Raw genomic sequence first — 17,883 nt, forward strand, 5'->3', positions numbered from 1 at the left:
CCCGATGTAGCCTCTTGGCGCTGCGGTGGAAAGCCGCACGGGACGAAAACCGGCGCCGTTCTGTGCCGCAATGCGGCGGCGGGGGGCGGCGATGCTTGTGCGATCTGCCCCCGCGCTCTAGATTTGCCCGGCCTTCGGGCAGCCGAGTCAGGGGGAAACATGGCGCGCACACGGATTCTCGCAATCGGACTGGCGGTTTCGCTGGCGGCAGGCGCTGCTGCGGCCCAGGAGGTCGCCACCAAGCAATACGAGGATGGCGGCATCTACGAAGGCACGTTCAAGGACGGCAAGCAGCACGGCCACGGCATCTACCGCCTGCCCTCGGGATACGAATACGAGGGCGATTGGGTGATGGGCGAGATCGTCGGCGAGGGCACGGCGAAATTTCCGAACGGCTCGGTCTATGTCGGCCATTTCTCGCACGGCAAGCCCGACGGCAAGGGCAAGATCACCTTCGCCGACGGCGGCACCTACGAGGGCGACTGGGTGATGGGCGAGATCACCGGCAACGGCATCGCCCATTATGCGAACGGCACCACCTACGAGGGCAAGTTCGTCAACGCCCTGCACGAGGGCCACGGCGTGCTGACCGGCCCCGACGGCTATCGCTACGAGGGGGACTGGGTGCGGGGGGTGAAGCAGGGACAGGGCAAGATCACCTATCCCGACCGCTCGGTCTATGAGGGCGACATGCTGGCGGGCGCGCGCGCAGGCCACGGACGGCTCACGATGGCGAACGGGCTCGTCTACGAGGGGCTCTGGGCCGGCGGCCAGATGAACGGCACCGGCCGGCTGGTGCAGCCGAACGGCGACGCCTACGAGGGCGAGATGGTCGACGGCAAACGCCAGGGCCAGGGCAAGGTGACCTACGCGAACGGCGACACCTACGAGGGCAGCTTCGCAGGCGACGCGCGCTCGGGCCATGGCGTGTTCCGCGGCACCGACGGTTATGTCTACGAGGGCGACTGGACCGAGGGCCGGATCGAAGGCCAGGGCAAGGTCACCTACCCCGACGGCTCGGTCTATGAGGGCGCGTTCAGGAACGACCTGCCCGAGGGCAAGGGCAAGATCACCTATCCCGACGGCTCGAGCTATGAGGGCGACTGGTCGGCCGGCGTGATCGAGGGCAGCGGCATCGCGCGCTATGCGAACGGGCTCGTCTACGAGGGCCAGTTCCTGGCCGCACGCAACCACGGCAAGGGCAAGATGACCTACCCCGACGGCTATGTCTACGACGGCGACTGGGCCGATGGCCAGCGCCAGGGCCAGGGCAAGGCCACCTATGCCGACGGCACCGTCTACGAGGGCGGCTTCGAGGCCGGGCAGCGTTCGGGCCAGGGCCGGATCACCATGCCCGACGGCTTCGTCTACGAGGGCGGCTGGCACAATGGCGAGATCGACGGCCAGGGCAAGGCGACCTATGCGAACGGCGACAGCTATGAAGGCACCTTCGTGATGGGCAAGCGTCAGGGCAAGGGGGTGATGCGCTACAAGTCGGGCGAAGTGGCCTCGGGCACCTGGAACGAGAACGTGCTGACCGAGGAAGCGCCCGTGACCGAGCCGCCGGCCAGCGCTGCGCCGGCGACGGAGGCTCCGGCCGGGGTTTCCCCCGCCGCGCAGCCCCCTGCCGCGCAAGCTCCCGCCGCGAACTGATCCCTGCCCGCCCCGCGGCGGACAGGGACCGGGATCAGACTGCGGGCGTGTCCACCGCGCGCGGCTTGCCCTCGGCATCGACCGCGACCATGGTGAAGCGTGCCTCGGTCACCTTCTCGCGCAGCGCGGTATAGGCGCGCCGGGCCCAGACCTCGATCCGGATCACCATCGAGGTGCGGCCGACCTGATCGACCGCGGTATAGACGCACAGCGTGTCGCCCACCTTCACCGGCTGCTTGAACACGATCTCGTTCGCCGCGATCGTCACCGTGCGGCCATTGCAGCGCTCGTTCGCGCGGATCGCGGCGGCAAGGTCCATCTGCGACATCACCCAGCCACCGAAGATGTCGCCCGCCGCGTTGGTGTCGGCCGGCATCGCCAGGGTCCGCAGCGTCAGCTCCATCCCCTCGGGGGTATTCATCTCGCTCATCTCTCGTCCTTTCGGTCTCTCCCCTGCTCCGCGATGTGGCATGTGCGGGCGCGGTTCTCAACCCGGGCGTGCGTGCAAGGGAGCCCTGCGCCCGGTGCAGCCCCGCACCGGATGCAGATTCCGCTTTTCAAACGCGACCGCGCCGTTATAGTCCCCTCCCATGACACGGATGCTGAACATTTCGACGAACCGTCCCGGGGCCTTTGCCTCCGGCCTGTCCGTCCGTGGCCTCCTTCTTCTTAGCAGCCTCTGAGCGTGCCTTCGGGCGCGACCGCTCAGGGGTATCCAGCGCCCGACCTTCCCGAAGCCCACGCGAACGCTGGCCTTCGGGTTTCCCTGACGCTAAGGAAGACCCCGAGGAGACATTTCCATGGCTGCGAACATGACCGACAAATCCCGTGTCCTGATTTTCGACACCACCCTGCGTGACGGCGAGCAGTCGCCCGGCGCGACGATGACCCATGACGAGAAGCTGGAGATTGCCCAGGCTCTCGACGAGATGGGCGTCGACATCATCGAGGCCGGCTTCCCGATCGCCTCGGAAGGCGATTTCGAGGCGGTGTCGGACATCGCGAAGAACGCCAAGAACTCGGTGATCTGCGGCCTCGCCCGCGCGAATTACAAGGACATCGACCGCTGCTGGGAGGCGGTGAAGCACGCCAGGCGCGCCCGTATCCACACCTTCATCGGCACCTCGCCGAGCCACCGCGGCATCACCAATCTCGATCAGGAGCAGATGATCGAGCGCATCGCCGACACCGTGAACCACGCCCGCAACCTGTGCGAGGACGTGCAATGGTCGGCGATGGACGCGATCCGCACCGAACGCGACTATCTGTGCCGCGTCGTCGAGACCGCGATCAAGGCCGGCGCCACGACGATCAACATCCCCGATACCGTCGGCTACACCCTGCCGCAGGAATCGGCCGAGATCATCGCGATGCTGCTCGAAAAGGTGCCGGGCGCCGACGAGATCGTCTTCGCCACCCATTGCCACAACGACCTCGGCATGGCGACGGCGAACGCGCTCGCCGCCGTTGCCGCGGGCGCACGGCAGATCGAATGCACGATCAACGGGCTCGGCGAGCGCGCCGGCAACACCGCGCTCGAAGAGGTGGTGATGGCGATGAAGGTGCGCCGGGATCTGATGCCCTACACCACCGGCATCGACACCACGAAGATCATGAACCTGAGCCGCCGCGTCAGCCAGGTCTCGGGCTTCCCGGTGCAGTTCAACAAGGCGATCGTCGGCAAGAACGCCTTCCTGCACGAGTCGGGCATCCATCAGGACGGCGTGCTGAAGAACGTCGAGACCTTCGAGATCATGAAGCCCGCCGACATCGGCATCACCGAGACCAACATCGCGATGGGCAAGCATTCGGGCCGCGCCGCGCTGCGCACCAAGCTGAAGGATCTGGGCTTCGACATGGCCGAGAACCAGCTCAACGACGTCTTCGTGCGGTTCAAGGCGCTCGCCGACCGCAAGAAGGAAATCTATGACGAGGATCTGATCGCGCTGATGTCGGACAGCGCCGCCAACACCGGCAGCGACTATCTGCAGGTAAAATGGCTGCGCGTGATCTGCGGCTCGGACGGGCAGGAGGCCGAGCTGAAAATGCTGGTCGACGGCGTCGAGAAAAGCGCGACCTGCGCCGGCGACGGCCCGGTCGATGCCTGCTTCAAGGCGGTGAAGGCGATCTACCCGACCAAGGCGAAGCTGAAGGTCTATCAGGTGCAGGCGGTGACCCAGGGCACCGACGCGCAGGCGACGGTGAGCGTCCGGATGGAGGAGGATGGCCGCATTGTCACCGGCTCGGCCGCCGACACCGACACCATCCTCGCCTCGGTCAAGGCCTATGTCGGGGCGCTGAACCGGCTGCGCGTGCGCAGCCAGAAGACCGCACCCGACGCCGACATGAAGACGGTCAGCTACAAGCTCTGAGCGGGCCGCGACAGGGACCGGGGGCGCCGGCATCCGCCGGCGCCCCTTCCCGTCCCGCGCAAGCCCAGCCAACCCGTTTTTGGCCGCAAAATCACACGATTTCGTGAGAAATTGCGAAATGAACATTTCGAACCGGGACACGGCCTCACGGACGGACCTCATGTTCGAAATCTGCTATTCGACCTCCCCCGGCCGGCGGAATGCCGCGGCTGTTACCGGGCCGTGAGGGGAATCTGCTTCCGCATTTTCGAGGCTTTGCCTATATGGGCGGGAGGCCGGGCTCGGGGGGCGAGTCGCGGGCGATCACTCATTGGGAAGCGGACATGGCGGGACTGGGCGGGATTTTTTCCTCGGACATGGCAATTGACCTCGGCACGGCGAACACGCTGGTCTACGTCAAGGGCAAGGGCATCGTGCTGAACGAGCCCTCGGTGGTCGCCTATCACGTCAAGGACGGCAAGAAGCAGGTCCTCGCGGTCGGCGAGGATGCCAAGCTGATGCTGGGCCGCACCCCCGGCTCGATCGAGGCGATCCGGCCGATGCGCGACGGCGTCATCGCCGATTTCGACAGCGCCGAAGAGATGATCAAGCACTTCATCCGCAAGGTGCACAAGCGCTCGACCCTGTCGAAGCCGAAGATCATCGTCTGCGTGCCGCATGGCGCGACCCCGGTCGAGAAACGCGCGATCCGGCAGTCGGTTCTTTCGGCGGGCGCGCGTCGCGCCGGGCTGATCGCCGAACCGATCGCCGCGGCGATCGGCGCCGGCATGCCGATCACCGATCCCACCGGCTCGATGGTCGTCGATATCGGCGGCGGCACCACCGAGGTCGCCGTTCTGTCGCTTGGCGACATCGTCTATGCGCGCTCGGTGCGCGTCGGCGGTGACCGCATGGACGAGGCGGTGATCTCCTACCTGCGGCGCAACATGAACCTGCTCGTCGGCGAAAGCACGGCCGAGCGGATCAAGACCACGATCGGCACCGCGCGGATGCCCGACGACGGCCGCGGCGCCAGCCTGCTGGTGCGTGGGCGCGACCTGCTGAACGGCGTGCCGAAGGAAGTCGAAGTCAATCAGGCGCAGATCGCCGAGGCGCTGTCGGAACCCGTGCAGCAGATCTGCGACGCGGTGATGCAGGCGCTCGAGGCGACCCCGCCCGATCTGGCGGCCGATATCGTCGACCGCGGCGTGATGCTGACCGGCGGCGGCGCGCTGCTGGGCGAGCTTGACCTGAGCCTGCGCGAACAGACCGGGCTCTCGATCTCGATCGCCGACCAGTCGCTCAACTGCGTCGCGCTCGGCACCGGCAAGGCGCTCGAATACGAAAAGCAGCTGCGCCACGTGATCGACTACGACAGCTGAGGCCGGTCCCTGACCGGCGTCGGGGCTGCAACCGGAGGCAGACGTGGTGAAAGACCGCGACGAAGATTACGCAGGGCCACTGCGCCGGATCGCCATCGCGCTTCTGGCGCTGGTTCTGGCTGTCAGCTTTCTGGCCTGGCGCATCGACAGCCCGCGGGTCGAGCGCTTCCGTTCGGCCTTCATCGACCGTTTCGTGCCGACCTTCGACTGGGCGATGGTGCCGGTGACGAAGTTCCTCGGCATGGTCGAGGGCTTCCAGTCCTATGTCCGGATCTATGAACAGAACCAGGAGCTGCGGCGCGAGCTGCAGCAGATGAAGGCCTGGAAGGAAGCGGCGGTGCAGCTGGAACAGCAAAACGCCAAGCTGCTCGCCCAGAACCAGGTGCGTCTCGACCCGAAGCTGACCTCGGTGTCGGGCGTGGTGCTCGCCGACAGCGGCTCGCCCTTCCGGCAATCGGTGCTGCTCAACGTCGGCTCGCGCGATGGCATCGTCGACGGCTGGGCGACGATGGACGGGCTCGGCTTGGTCGGGCGGATCTCGGGCGTCGGCCACACCACCAGCCGCGTCGTGCTGCTCACCGACAGCTCGAGCCGGGTGCCCGTCACCATCCAGCCCTCGGGGCAGAAGGCGATCCTGACCGGCGACAACACCGCCTTCCCGCTGATCGACTTCCTCGAGAACGCCGATGCGGTGCGGCCGGGCGACCGGGTCGTGTCCTCGGGCGATGGCGGGGTGTTCCCGGCGGGGCTGCTGGTCGGACAGGTGCTGCAGGGCCAGGACCGGCGGCTGCGGGTGCGGCTTTCGGCCGATTACGAGCGGCTCGACTTCCTGCGCGTGCTGCGCTCGCACCCGGCCGAGCAGTTGCAGGACGCAGGCCCCCTGATCCCGCCGCCGCCGCAGGTGCTCGAGGAGGAGGCGAAGGGGGGCAAGGATGGTTGACCCGCTCACCACGCGCCGCTTTGCGCATCGCGCGCTCTATGTGGCGCTGGCAGCCGTGATCCTGTTCCTGCGGCTGCTGCCGGTGAACCCGATGGCGCATGGCATCCCCGGCCCCGACCTGATGCTGGCCTTCACCCTCGCCTGGGTGCTGCGCCGGCCCGATTTCGTCCCGGCGCTGCTGATCGTCGCGGTGGCCTTCGTCGAGGATCTGATGTTCTGGCGCCCGATCGGGCTCTGGCCGCTGATCCTGCTCGGCGGCACCGAGTTCCTGCGTGCGCGCCAGTCGGCCGCCCGCGGCATGCCCTTCGTGCTCGAGATGCTGCTCGTCAGCGGCGTGATGCTTGCCATGCTGCTTGCCAACCGGCTGGTGCTGGCGCTGGCGATGGTCGATCAGCCGCCGCTCGGGCTTGAACTTCTGCGTTACCTGATGACGCTTCTCGCCTATCCTTTCGTCGTGGCGCTGTCGCGCATGGCCTTCGGGCTGCGCCGCGCCGCGCCGGGAGAGGTGGATGCGCTCGGACACCCGCTGTGAACCGCGCGGGAAGGAGGCCGGCATGAAGAAGACCGAAAAGAACGTCCGCGCGAGCCGCTCGTCGATCACCCGGCGCGGGCTGATGCTGGGCGTGGCGCAGGCCGGCATCATCGGCGTGCTGGCGATGCGGATGCGCAAGATGCAGCTCGAGCAGGCCGACGACTATCGGCTGCTGGCCGAAGGCAACTCGGTCAAGATCCGGCTCATTCCGCCGGCGCGCGGGCTGATCTACGACCGCAACGGCGTGCTGCTTGCCGGCAACGAACAGAATTACCGCGTCACCATCACCCGCGAGGATGCGGGCGATGTCGATACCGTGCTTGCCGACCTGCGCCGGCTGCTGCCGGTGAGCGACGACGCCGCCGCCGACGTGATGACCGAGATCCGCCGCCAGCCGCCACATGCGCCGGTGACGGTCGCCGACCGGCTGAGCTGGGAGGAGTTTTCCCGCGTCGCGGTGAACGCCCCGGCGCTCCCCGGCGTCTCGCCCGAGGTCGGGCTGTCGCGCAACTACCCGCATGGCATCGATTTCGCCCATGTGCTCGGCTATGTCGGTCCGGTCTCGGATTACGACCTCAGCCAGATCGAGAACCCCGATCCGCTGCTGCGCATCCCGAAGTTCCAGATCGGCAAGACCGGGGTCGAGGCGAAGATGGAGGAGGTGCTGCGCGGCCGCTCGGGCCAGCGCCGGGTCGAGGTGAACTCGGCCGGGCGCGAGATGCGCGAGCTCGGCCGCAAGGAAGGCGAGCCCGGGGTGAACCTGCAGCTCACCCTCGACACCCGGCTGCAGAACTTCGCCCATGAGCGGCTGAAGGGCGAAAGCGCTGCCGCGGTGGTGATGGATGTGACCAACGGCGACATCCTCGCCATCACCTCGGTCCCGTCCTTCGACCCGAACCTCTTCGTGCGCGGCATTTCCTCGGCCGACTATCGCGGCCTGATGGAAGACGACCACCGGCCGCTGGCCGACAAGTCGGTGCAGGGGCTTTACCCGCCGGGCTCGACCTACAAGATCGTCACCGCGCTTGCGGCGCTCGAGGCGGGCGTGATCGGCCCCGAGGATACGGTGCGCTGCCCGGGCTATATCGAGGTCGGCGGCCGGCGCTTCCACTGCTGGAAGCACTCGGGCCACGGCCGGGTGAACGTGATCCAGAGCCTCGAGCAGAGCTGCGACGTGTTCTATTACGAGGTCGCGCAGAGGGTCGGCATCGACAAGATCTCGGAAATGGCGAAGCGCATGGGCGTGGGCGTGCGCCACGACCTGCCGATGTCGGCCGTGGCCGAGGGCGTCGCCCCCACCAAGGCCTGGAAGCAGGAGCGCTACGGCAAGGACTGGCGCATCGGCGACACGATCAACTCCTCGATCGGGCAGGGCTATGTGCTGGCCTCGCCGTTGCAGCTTGCGGTGATGGTGTCGCGGCTCGCCTCGGGCAAGGCGGTGACGCCGCGGCTGATCCGCTCGATGGACGGGGTCGAGGTGCCGGTGCCGGCCCCCGAACCGCTCGGCCTCCAGGAGGCCTGGCTCGACCATGTCCGCAAGGGCATGATCGCGGTGGTGAACGGCGCGCATGGCACCGCCGGCAAGGCGAAGATCGTGCTGTCGGAATGGAAGATGGCGGGCAAGACCGGCACCAGCCAGGTGCGCAACATCTCGGCCGCCGAACGGGCGCGGGGCGTGATCTCGAACAGCCAGCTGCCCTGGGAGCGGCGCGACCATGCGCTCTTCGTCTGCTTCGCCCCGGCCGACAATCCGAAATACGCCGTCAGCCTGATCGTCGAGCATGGCTCGGGCGGCTCCACCACCGCCGCGCCGATCGCCCGCGACATCTTGCTGTTTGCGCTGAACGACGGGCTGCCGCCGCTCGAGGCCTATCCGTCGAGCCAGCGCAAGGCGGTGCAGAGCCGCTTCGACGCACTCGACCTCGTCGATCCGGACACCGTCGGCACCGGCGCCAAGAGCCGGGCCTGAGGAGGCGCCATGAGCTATCTCGAAAGCAACCTGAAGACGGTGCCCACCGGGCTGCGCAAGGTGCTTTACCTGAACTACCCGCTGATCATCCTGCTCACCGCGGTGTCCTGCGCGGGCTTCCTGATGCTCTATTCCGTCGCCGGCGGCGACATGACCACCTGGGCCGAGCCGCAGATGAAGCGCTTCGCGATCGGCATGATCGCGATGCTGATCGTCGGCTTCACCCCGATCTGGTTCTGGCGCAACACCGCGGGCGTGGCCTATTTCATCGCGCTGCTGCTGCTGGTCGCGGTCGACCTTTTCGGCGCGATCGGCATGGGCGCGCAGCGCTGGCTCGAGGTCGGGCCGGTGCGCATCCAGCCCTCCGAGCTGATGAAGATCGCCCTCGTGATGCTGCTCGCCGCCTATTACGATTGGCTGCCGGTCGAGAAGGTGTCGCGCCCGCTGTGGGTGCTGATCCCGGTGGTGCTGATCCTGCTGCCGACCTTCCTCGTGCTCGAACAGCCCGACCTCGGCACCGCGGTGATGCTGGTGCTGGGCGGCGGCTTCGTGATGTTCGCGGCCGGGGTGAGCCTGTGGTATTTCGGCACGGTGATCGCCCTTGTCGTCGCCCTCGTCTTCGGCGTGCTCGAAAGCCGCGGCACCGACTGGCAGCTCTTGCACGACTATCAGTTCAAGCGCATCGACACCTTCCTCGACCCGACCGAGGACCCGCTCGGCGCGGGCTACAACATCACCCAGGCGCAGATCGCGCTCGGCTCGGGCGGTTGGGCGGGGCGCGGCTTCATGCAGGGCACGCAGTCGCGGCTGAACTTCCTGCCCGAGAAGCACACCGACTTCATCTTCACCACGCTGGCCGAGGAATTCGGCTTCGTCGGCGCCTTCGGCCTGTTGATGCTCTATGCCGGGATCATCGGCTTTTGCATCTATGCGGCGCTGATCAACAAGGACCGGTTCTCGAGCCTGCTGACGCTCGGTGTCGCCGGCACCTTCTTCTTCTTCTTCGCGATCAACATGGCGATGGTGATGGGGCTGATGCCGGTCGTCGGCGTGCCCCTGCCGCTCGTCAGCTACGGGGGAACACAGATGATGATCCTGCTCAGCGCCTTTGGCCTTGTCCAAAGCGCCAACGTGCACCGGCCGCGCTGATGGTGGTTGCGCTTTATGCCGGGGCCGTCGCGACGGCCGATGTCTGGATGCCGGCGCTGGCCGGGGCCTTCGCCGAGGCGGGGTTGGCCGTCGATCTGAAGCGCCCCGGCGAGGTTGCGCCCGAGGCGGTCGATTACATCGTCTACGCGCCCTCGGGCCCGGTCACCGATTTCTCGCCCTACACCCGGGCGAAGGCCGTGCTTGGCCTCTGGGCCGGGGTCGAGCGGGTGGTGGGCAACCCGACGCTGACGCAGCCCCTGTGCCGCATGGTCGACGAGGGGCTCGAGCGCGGCATGGTCGAATGGGTCGCGGGACAGGTGCTGCGCGCCCATCTCGGGCTCGACCGCTTCATCGGCCGGCATGAGCCGCATTGGGAGCAGGTGGCGCCGCCGCTCGCGCCCGAGCGCTCGGTCGTGGTGCTGGGTCTTGGCGCGCTTGGCACCGCGGCGGTGCAGATGCTGGTCACGCTCGGCTTCCGGGTGACGGGCTGGAGCCGCTCGCCGAAGGCGATCGAGGGCGCCACCTGCCTCAGCGGCGCCGAGGGGCTCGGGGCCGCGCTTGCCCGCGCCGAGATCCTGGTGACGATCCTGCCCAATACGCCCGAGACGACAGACCTTCTGAATGCCCGCACGCTCGCCCTGCTGCCGCGTGGCGCGGTGATCCTGAACCCGGGCCGCGGCAACCTGATCGACGACGAGGCGCTGCTGGCGGCGCTCGATGCGGGTCAGGTGGCGCAGGCGACGCTTGATGTCTTCCGCAGCGAGCCGCTGCCCGCCGGGCACCCCTATTGGCGCCACCCGCGGGTGACGGTCAGCCCGCATGTCGCGGCCGAAACCCGCCCCGCCTCGGCCGCGAAGGTGATCGCCGAGAACATCCGCCGCGGCGAGGCGGGCGCGCCCTTCCTGCACCGCGTCGACCGCGCCCGCGGTTACTGAGACCTAAAGCGCGACCAGGTGGTTGTCCCAGGCGAGCGGCGCGGTGCCGAGCGGTGCGATCGTGCCCGCCCGCACCCGCATCACCGCCCCCTGCCCGTCCGTCGCGACAAAACCGCCCTCGGCGCAGGGGCCAAGGCCGCAGACATCGGCGCGCGCCACCGACCACAGCGGCGCGCCCTCGACTGAATAGGCCTCGATCCGGCCGCCACGGGGCGAGGTGATCGCCACCTCGCCACCGCCCGGCGCGAAAGCGACCGAGCCGGCATAGCCCTTCATCGCGAACATCTCGCTGTCTTTCGGTTCGGCCAGCACCACCGCCCCGCCGCGCCGGTGCAGGCCCAGAAGCGGCACCGGCTCGGCGAGGTCCCCTTGCCATTGCATCGCGAAGGCGACGAGCCCGTCCGATGTCAGCGCGAGGTGGCGGATCGAGTTCTGTGCCATCTCCGGCAGCTCGACGACCTCGAGCACCGCGCCCTCGGGGCTGAGATAGCTCAGGTTCGGCCGCATGCTGTCGAGGTTCAGCGGCGTGCGGTCCGAAGGATCGGTCTCGATCCCCCCGTTCGCGATCACCAGATCATCCGAGCCCGGCAGGCGGCGGATTTCATGCGGGCCGATGCCGTTCGAGGCGAACTCGCCCAGCCGGGCATAGCCGCGCGTCGCGTCCCACAGGCCGATCCGGCCGGCCGAGCCCTCGGCCACCACTTCGGACGTGTAGAGCACCGCGCCATCCAGAGAATAGGCGCCGTGGCCGTTGAACTGCCGGCCCTCGGGCGGGGTCAGCCGGGCCGTGGTGGCGCCGGTGACGCAGTCGATCACCAGCGCGAAGGTGCCCGGACGGCGGGCGAAGGCCACGGCCTCGGGCCGGGTCGGATGCGCGGTCGCGGCATGTCCGCGCGCCGGCATCGGCTGCGAGAAGAGCCGCGCGCCGGTGGCCGAGAGGCCATAGAGCGCATGCGCGCCCGAGGGCTCCTGCGCGGCGGCGAGATAGGCGGGGCTGCCCGCATCGGCCCAGCTCAGCCGCGGCACGGCGGTCGCGGCGGCCAGCGAGGCAAGGAAAGCGCGGCGTTTCATCGGATGTCCCTTCTCAGTCGCCATCGGCGGAGTTGAAACCCGAGCGCACGCCCAGAAGCGCGCCGATCTCGGTCTCGGCGCTCTCGCGCGTGGCCTGGATCGCCTGTTGCAGGATCTCGACCTTCAGCCGCAAGCCCGGATCGGCGACACCGGCGAAGACCGGATCGTCCAGTTTCGCCGCCAGCGCCTCGGCACGGTCGAAGGCCGCCTCAGTCGCGGGGATCGGGCCAAGCCCCTGCGCCAGCGCCCCGGCATAGGCACGCAGCGCCTTCAGCGACAGCGCCACATCGCGCAGCGAGCGGCCCGAGGCGCGGGCCTCGGCGCGTTCGGGGCGCGGGTGCTCGAAACTGCCAAGCGGCCGGCCGATGCGGGTATCGGCGTTGAACTCGAGCCCGGCGATCAGCTGGGTGAACAGTGCCTGCCGCGCCTCGGCCGCGCTGAGATAGGTGGTGTTGCCGGGGGTGCCTGCGCGCAGCACGGTCTCGGCAAAGCCGTCCTTCCAGCCCGTCTCGATCGCCTGTGCCATGCGGGCAAGGTCGGCGGCTAGCGCCCGGCGCAGATCGCAGGCATAGGCGGGATTGGTGTCGGAAGCGGGGCCATAAAGCAGCCGCTCGAGCCCGAAAAGCCCGCGCGCCGCCACCGAGAGCTGCGCCGCCCCCTCGGGGGTGACGAGTGTCGGATCGGCCGCCTGCAACATCGCCTCGGTCTGCCGGCCGCCGATGTTCTTCGGATCGGGCCAGAAGGCGATGGCAAGCGCGCGGCCCTCCTCCTCGGCCGGACCGATGTGGACATGCTGCACACCAAGCCAGGCGTCGAAGGCGGCGTTCCAGGGCGCGCGCAGCGCCCCGGGCGTGCAATCGGCGGCGGCAGCGGCCGCCAGATCCTGCGTCGCGCGGGTGAAGCCGGCGTATCCCGGCAGGATCACCTTGGCGACGGTTTCGGGCACATCGGCCCGGCCGGGCCCGGCAAGAGCCAGCGCAAGCACCGGGGCGAGGACGAGGGACAGGGCAATGCGGCGCATCAGAGGCTCTCCAGATAGCGGATCAGGGCGGCGCGGTCGGCGGGCGGCATCGCCACCACGCGCGCCTGCGCGGCAGCGGCTTCCCCACCATGCCACAACACCGCCTCGAGGGGCGAGCGGGCGCGGCCATCGTGCAGGAAGCTGGTACGCCCGGTGGTGCCGATCCCCCAAAGCGGCGCGGTGCGCCACTCTGCGCCCGAGGCCACGCCCTCGGGCAGGCCGGCGGCAAGCTCCGGCCCCATGTCATGGAGCAGGAAATCCGAGAACGGCCAGATCAGCTGAAAGCTGCGGGCGGGGTCGGCCGCATCGCGGGCGGTGACGAATTTCGGCCGGTGGCAGGCGGGGCAGCCCGCGGCGGCGAAGGCGGCCTTGCCGGCCAGAACCTCCGGCTCGGCGATCCGCTCGCGCTTCGGCAAGGCAAGCGCGGCGACGTAATCGGCGACGGCGGTCAGCGCCTCGCGGCCGACCTCGCGACCCTCGCGCAGCCCCGCATCCTCGCCCGAGGGCAGCGCCCGGCAGGCCGTCTGCGCCGCGGTGCAATCGCCCCAGGGGTCGGGGGCAAGCGGGCTCGAAAGCCCCATGTCGGTCGAGAACGCCCCCGCCACCATGTCGGCAAGCGTCGCCGCGCCCGCCTTGTGGCCATAGCGGCCAAGCCGCACGCCACCAAGGGCCGCCGAAGGCACCTCGGCCACGCGGCCCGAGATGCCGTCACCATCGGCATCGTCAGGGTCGGCGCCCGTCCGGATCGCCGCCTCGGGGATCGCCTCGATCAGGCCAAGCCCATAAAGCGCGGGCGGCATCCGCAGCGCGCTGCGGGTGGCGGGGTCAAGCGCCGGGGTGACGCGCGGCACCGGCCGGCGCAGCTGCGCGACCTCGCCGCCCGAGAGCGGCAGCGCGACCGCCTGCCAGTCGATCGCCAGCTGCCCCTCGGCCTGAAGCCCGGTGATGGCGAAATCCTGCAATTGCCGGCCAAGGCCGGGATCCGGGGCAACGGGATGCCAGCCGGCGATGCCGGGAGCTGCCCCTTCCCCCTCCGCGCCGAGCCGGCCGAGCTTCAGCACCGGCGCCCGGCCGCGCCCGCCCCTCTCGTGGCAGCCCGCACAGGCGCGCGCGTTGTAAAGCGGGCCGAGCCCATCCGAGGCGCGGGTCGCCGTCGGCGCCGGCACCCAGAGCTTTTCGAAGATCGCCTCGCCCAGCGTCGCCTGCATCCGCGCCTCGGGCGAGAGATTGGGCAGCAACCCCCCCGGCGCGCCGCCAAGCGCGGTGGCGGCGCCGAGCGGACGGGCCTCGAAGGGCTCGGGCGTGGTGAAAACCGTGGCCGGCGCCATCACCGCGGCGACGCGCGCCGCGTCGGGGCCATAGGCCGCCGCCAGATCCCCCGCCACGGCAGGCGCGGCGAGGGCAAGGCTGGTCAGAAGGGCGGGCAGACGGATCATCGCGACGGGGCCGGAGCCCCGGACCTCACTGGAAAACCGCCGAGGGGTTGTCGAGGCTGTCCGAGCCCTCGACCGAGATCGAGGTGCCGAGCACCGCCACCGCGCGCTCGATGTCGCGGGTCTGGGTGACCAGCGCGTCGACGACGCCGGTGATGAGCGCCGCGCCCTTGTCGTTGCCCATCGCAAGCATCTGGTCGAAGGCCATGCCGCCTTCGGCCGCGGCCTTCATCTCGGTCAGCTTGCCGACCGTTGCGTCGAGATCGGCGCGCAGCTGGGCATCGACGCCCGCATCCTTCGCCTTGACGAGATCGCTCACCGAGGGGCCCGAGACCACCGCACCGTCGACCCGCACGTAATGGCCGGTATAGACGTTGCGGATGCCGATGCCGTCGTAATAATGGCTCAGATGGGTCATGTCCGAGAAGCAGTCATGCTCTTCCTCGGGATCGTGCAGCATCAGGCCAAGCTTGATCCGCTCGCCCGCGAGCTCGCCATAGGAGAGCGAGCCAAGCCCGGTCAGGATCGCCGAGATGCCCTTGGCCGGGTCAGCCTCGAGCACCTTGCGCGCCTCACCGCCCGTGGTCCAGTTCCCCGCCATCTCGGTCAGGTCGCTGACCAGCAGCTCGGTCGCGGCCTTCAGATAGGCGCCGCGGCGGTCGCAATTGCCATGCGTGCAGCCGTCGCCCTGCAGATAGTCGGTGTAGGGCCGCGCGCCCGCGCCGGGGCCGGTGCCGTTCAGATCCTGCCCCCAGAGCAGAAACTCGATCGCGTGATAGCCGGTCGCCACGTTCGCCTCGATCCCCTCGGCCTCGTGCAGGGTCTCGAGCAGCGCCGGGGTGATCTCGGTCGCATCGACCTCGGCGCCGCCGATCACCAGCTTCGGATTGGCGATGACATTGGCAAGGGCGAGGTCGTTTTCCTCGTTCACCGCCGCCGAGTCGGGATCGACATAGTCGATCAGCCCCTCGTCGAGCGGCCAGGCGTTCACCTTGCCCTCCCAGTCATCGACGATCGGGTTGCCGAAGCGGAAGGCCTCGGTCTGCTGATAGGGCACGCGCGCCGCGACCCAGGCCGTTTTCGCGGCCGCCAGCGTCGCCTCGGAGGGCGCGGCAATCAGCGCGTCGACCGCCTTTTGCAGCCCCTGCGCGGTCGCGAGGCTGTCGGCATAGCCCGCCTCGGCAAGATCGGCATAGGTTGCGATCACCGCCGCCTCGGTCGGCGCGCCGGCCAGCGCCGGAGCGGCAAGAACGGGAACAAGGGCCGTGGTGGCCAGCGCCATCAGGGTCAATTTCATCGCGGGGTCCTTTCGTGTCGTCTCGGCCGGCGGGCGGCGGGGTCGCGAAATAGCTGACTTGTTTTGTCTGCTTTGTAAACCTGATTTTTTACATCGGGTATTTTCTTAACCTTCCGGCAAGAGCCGGGGCCCAGACTGCCAGCCGCCTGCCGCCTGTCTGCCACCGCGAGCCCGCCGATGATTCCCCCGTCGCTCCTGCCCGCCCTGCCCCGCACGCCGCTGCCCCTGCCCGAGGCCGCGGCCCGGCCCGTGCCCGCCTCCGGCACGTCCCCGACGCCGGCCGGCGCCGCCGCGCAACCGCCGCCCGCGGCCCCGGGCTTCGCCGCCGCCCTGCCCCTGCCCACCGAAACCGGGACGCCGGCCGAGCGGGCCGACGCCGCGCGGCCGGCGCTGACGGAGGGCACCGCGGGGGCCGGTGCGGCACCGCAGATGCCCATGCCGGCCCCGCCCGCGCCGGCCCTGCCGGCCCAGACGCTGGTCGCGCAGATCCTGATCGCGCAGATGACGGCCGATGGCGGTGCCCCCGCGCGGGGGCCGGCGCGGCCTGCCGCACATCCGCGCGCGGAGGAGGAGGCGCGCCGGCCCGCCGATTTCGCCGCGCCGACCAGCTGGCCCGAGGTCGAGCCGAGGCCCGATGGCGGCGCCCCCGCCGCAGCCGCGACAGCGGCCGGCACGGCGCGCGCAGCCCCCCCGGGCACCGGCACAGAGGTGGCCGGCCCGGAGCCGCGCCTGCTGCCGCCGCCTCCGGCCCCCGCACCCCTGCCACCGGCCACGCTCTGGGGTGTCGCCGGGGCGATCCTCGCCGCCCTCGTCCTGTTCGCCGCGCTCTGGCGCTGAGGGCGGTGCAAAAAGGCAGAGGGCTGCGCGAAAACGAAAAGGCCGCGCACAGGGCGCGGCCTTTCCAGAACCTTGCGGTCGGCAGATCTTACTTGATCTTGCCTTCCTTGTACTCGACATGCTTGCGGACGACCGGATCGTATTTGTTCACGGTCATCTTTTCGGTCATGGTGCGGGCATTCTTCTTGGTCACGTAGAAGTGCCCGGTGCCCGCCGTCGAGTTCAGACGGATCTTGATCGTCGTCGGCTTCGCCATTTTCGTTCTCCTGCAGTCGGGAGCTGTCCTGAACCGACCGCACCCGCGAATTCCTTTGAGGTCTGCCTTTTACCGAGGCGCCCCCGGGAGTCAACAGGCAAAGCGGCGCGGGCACGAAATATTCGCACTCAGGGGGTGGGCTTGCCCATCGCCTTGTGGATTTCCAGCACCTTCGCCGCCTCGAGCCCAAGCGCCGCGGCGAGGTTCGCCAGGTATTGCCGCTCGGCCGGGGTGTCGACGGTGATCGCCATCAGCGCGGCGGAATAGACCTGCACCTTGGCGTGCTCGCCCACCTCGGCAGCCAGCGCACCGACGTCGACCGGCGCATCGAGCGCGGCATTGACGAAGGCGATCTCCTCATCCGAGGCATCGCCCAGATGATCCATGATCTTCGCCCGCTCCTCGGGGTCGATCGCGCCATCGGCCTTCGCCGCCTGGATCATCGCGCGGATCATCAGCTTGGCGTTCTCTTCCATCATCGGGTGCGCCGGCGTCGCGGTGCTCACCGCCTGCAGCATGTCGCCCACCCCCTTCGCCCCGCTCGCCGCGGCCGCGCTCATCGCGCCAAGCAGGCTGTCGAGCCCCGCCTCGGTCGCCTCGGTGGTCGAGACCGCCTGCGCACTCATCTTCGAGACAAGGTCGCGCATCGCCTGGCCGCCGCCGGGCACACCGATCTTCTCGGCGAACTCGCCCATCTTGTCGGCCACACCGCCGGGCTCGGCGGCGCCGCGCAGCGCCTCCTTCATGCCCTCGACACCGCCCATCTTGCGGAACGTCTCGACGCCGCGCGCCGCGGCAAAGCCCACGGCCAGCGTCGCCAGAGTTTTCACAAAGCTCATCGCCTTCTCCTCTTTTGGTTGCGCCCATGCTGCGCCGAAAGCGCGGCGGCGCCAATGATTTTTCTGCGCCTCGGAACGCGGCGCCCCCGCATTCCGGCCGCCGCGCTCGCGTCAGCGGGCCGGCAGCGGTCGAGGGGATCGCGCATGACATCCTCCTTGGCGGCGGCCCGCGCACGGGGCGCCCGCGACCAAGGTCGGGGCCCGGGCCGGGCCGATCA

The 17,883-nt window shown here is 69.3% G+C and carries 16 protein-coding genes; 9 read left to right on the top strand and 7 right to left on the bottom strand.

The window, feature by feature from the left end:
• The first annotated feature begins 159 nt into the window (after window positions 1-159).
• The gene (locus EOW66_RS10790; protein WP_128156366.1) at window positions 160-1,653 is read left to right on the top strand and encodes an MORN repeat-containing protein; all 1,494 of its coding nucleotides are present in this window, start codon (window positions 160-162) and stop codon (window positions 1,651-1,653) included.
• A 34-nt stretch (window positions 1,654-1,687) separates the two neighbouring features.
• Here EOW66_RS10790 and EOW66_RS10795 read toward each other — a convergent pair whose 3' ends face one another.
• Window positions 1,688-2,083, bottom strand: a complete 396-nt coding sequence (locus EOW66_RS10795) for an acyl-CoA thioesterase (protein WP_206363688.1) — start codon at window positions 2,081-2,083, stop codon at window positions 1,688-1,690.
• Window positions 2,084-2,465: 382 nt separating this feature from the next.
• Between EOW66_RS10795 and EOW66_RS10800 the strand changes: the two genes are divergently transcribed.
• The 7 genes from EOW66_RS10800 to EOW66_RS10830 all read left to right on the top strand — a co-directional run bounded on the left by EOW66_RS10800 (window position 2,466) and on the right by EOW66_RS10830 (window position 10,911).
• Complete coding sequence (locus EOW66_RS10800; protein WP_128156367.1) at window positions 2,466-4,025, top strand: 2-isopropylmalate synthase; 1,560 nt, start codon at window positions 2,466-2,468, stop codon at window positions 4,023-4,025.
• 323 nt (window positions 4,026-4,348) lie between these two features.
• Window positions 4,349-5,386: a rod shape-determining protein gene (locus tag EOW66_RS10805; RefSeq protein WP_113900799.1), complete on the top strand. Its 1,038-nt coding sequence runs from the start codon at window positions 4,349-4,351 to the stop codon at window positions 5,384-5,386.
• A 43-nt stretch (window positions 5,387-5,429) separates the two neighbouring features.
• Entirely contained in the window at window positions 5,430-6,326 is an 897-nt protein-coding gene (gene mreC / locus EOW66_RS10810; RefSeq protein ID WP_128156368.1) for a rod shape-determining protein MreC, read from the top strand.
• Window positions 6,319-6,858, top strand: coding sequence for a rod shape-determining protein MreD (locus EOW66_RS10815; protein ID WP_113900797.1), 540 nt, complete (start codon window positions 6,319-6,321; stop codon window positions 6,856-6,858). The genes mreC and EOW66_RS10815 overlap by 8 nt, the downstream gene beginning before the upstream one ends.
• A 22-nt stretch (window positions 6,859-6,880) precedes the next feature.
• Window positions 6,881-8,827: a penicillin-binding protein 2 gene (gene mrdA, locus EOW66_RS10820; RefSeq protein WP_128156369.1), complete on the top strand. Its 1,947-nt coding sequence runs from the start codon at window positions 6,881-6,883 to the stop codon at window positions 8,825-8,827.
• A gap of 9 nt (window positions 8,828-8,836) precedes the next feature.
• A complete protein-coding gene (gene rodA, locus EOW66_RS10825) occupies window positions 8,837-9,976 on the top strand; it encodes a rod shape-determining protein RodA (RefSeq protein WP_113900795.1) in 1,140 nt (379 codons plus the stop codon).
• Window positions 9,976-10,911, top strand: coding sequence for a 2-hydroxyacid dehydrogenase (locus EOW66_RS10830; protein WP_128156370.1), 936 nt, complete (start codon window positions 9,976-9,978; stop codon window positions 10,909-10,911). Before rodA ends, EOW66_RS10830 begins: the two co-directional genes overlap by 1 nt.
• A 3-nt stretch (window positions 10,912-10,914) precedes the next feature.
• On the opposite strand, the gene EOW66_RS10835 is transcribed toward EOW66_RS10830, so the two are convergent.
• From EOW66_RS10835 to EOW66_RS10850, 4 genes are read right to left on the bottom strand one after another with little or no spacing between them, the layout of a single operon-like run.
• Window positions 10,915-11,982, bottom strand: a complete 1,068-nt coding sequence (locus EOW66_RS10835) for a DUF1513 domain-containing protein (protein WP_128156371.1) — start codon at window positions 11,980-11,982, stop codon at window positions 10,915-10,917.
• A 13-nt stretch (window positions 11,983-11,995) separates the two neighbouring features.
• The gene (locus tag EOW66_RS10840; RefSeq protein ID WP_128156372.1) at window positions 11,996-13,003 is read right to left on the bottom strand and encodes an imelysin family protein; all 1,008 of its coding nucleotides are present in this window, start codon (window positions 13,001-13,003) and stop codon (window positions 11,996-11,998) included.
• On the bottom strand, window positions 13,003-14,439 hold the full coding sequence (locus tag EOW66_RS10845; protein ID WP_128156373.1) for a di-heme oxidoredictase family protein: 1,437 nt from the start codon (window positions 14,437-14,439) through the stop codon (window positions 13,003-13,005). Before EOW66_RS10845 ends, EOW66_RS10840 begins: the two co-directional genes overlap by 1 nt.
• A 25-nt stretch (window positions 14,440-14,464) precedes the next feature.
• The gene (locus EOW66_RS10850) at window positions 14,465-15,733 is read right to left on the bottom strand and encodes an imelysin family protein (RefSeq protein WP_128156374.1); all 1,269 of its coding nucleotides are present in this window, start codon (window positions 15,731-15,733) and stop codon (window positions 14,465-14,467) included.
• 177 nt (window positions 15,734-15,910) lie between these two features.
• On the opposite strand from EOW66_RS10850, the gene EOW66_RS10855 reads away from it, so the two are divergent.
• The gene (locus tag EOW66_RS10855) at window positions 15,911-16,570 is read left to right on the top strand and encodes a hypothetical protein (RefSeq protein ID WP_128156375.1); all 660 of its coding nucleotides are present in this window, start codon (window positions 15,911-15,913) and stop codon (window positions 16,568-16,570) included.
• A gap of 88 nt (window positions 16,571-16,658) precedes the next feature.
• Here the strand turns inward: EOW66_RS10855 and rpmG are convergent, their stop codons facing one another.
• The gene (rpmG, locus tag EOW66_RS10860) at window positions 16,659-16,826 is read right to left on the bottom strand and encodes a 50S ribosomal protein L33 (RefSeq protein WP_011750518.1); all 168 of its coding nucleotides are present in this window, start codon (window positions 16,824-16,826) and stop codon (window positions 16,659-16,661) included.
• 128 nt (window positions 16,827-16,954) lie between these two features.
• Complete coding sequence (locus tag EOW66_RS10865; protein ID WP_128156376.1) at window positions 16,955-17,665, bottom strand: tellurite resistance TerB family protein; 711 nt, start codon at window positions 17,663-17,665, stop codon at window positions 16,955-16,957.
• Between the last annotated feature and the right edge of the window lie 218 nt (window positions 17,666-17,883).

The organism is Paenirhodobacter huangdaonensis, from assembly GCF_004022465.1.
Taxonomy (GTDB): Bacteria; Pseudomonadota; Alphaproteobacteria; order Rhodobacterales; family Rhodobacteraceae; genus Rhodobacter; species Rhodobacter huangdaonensis.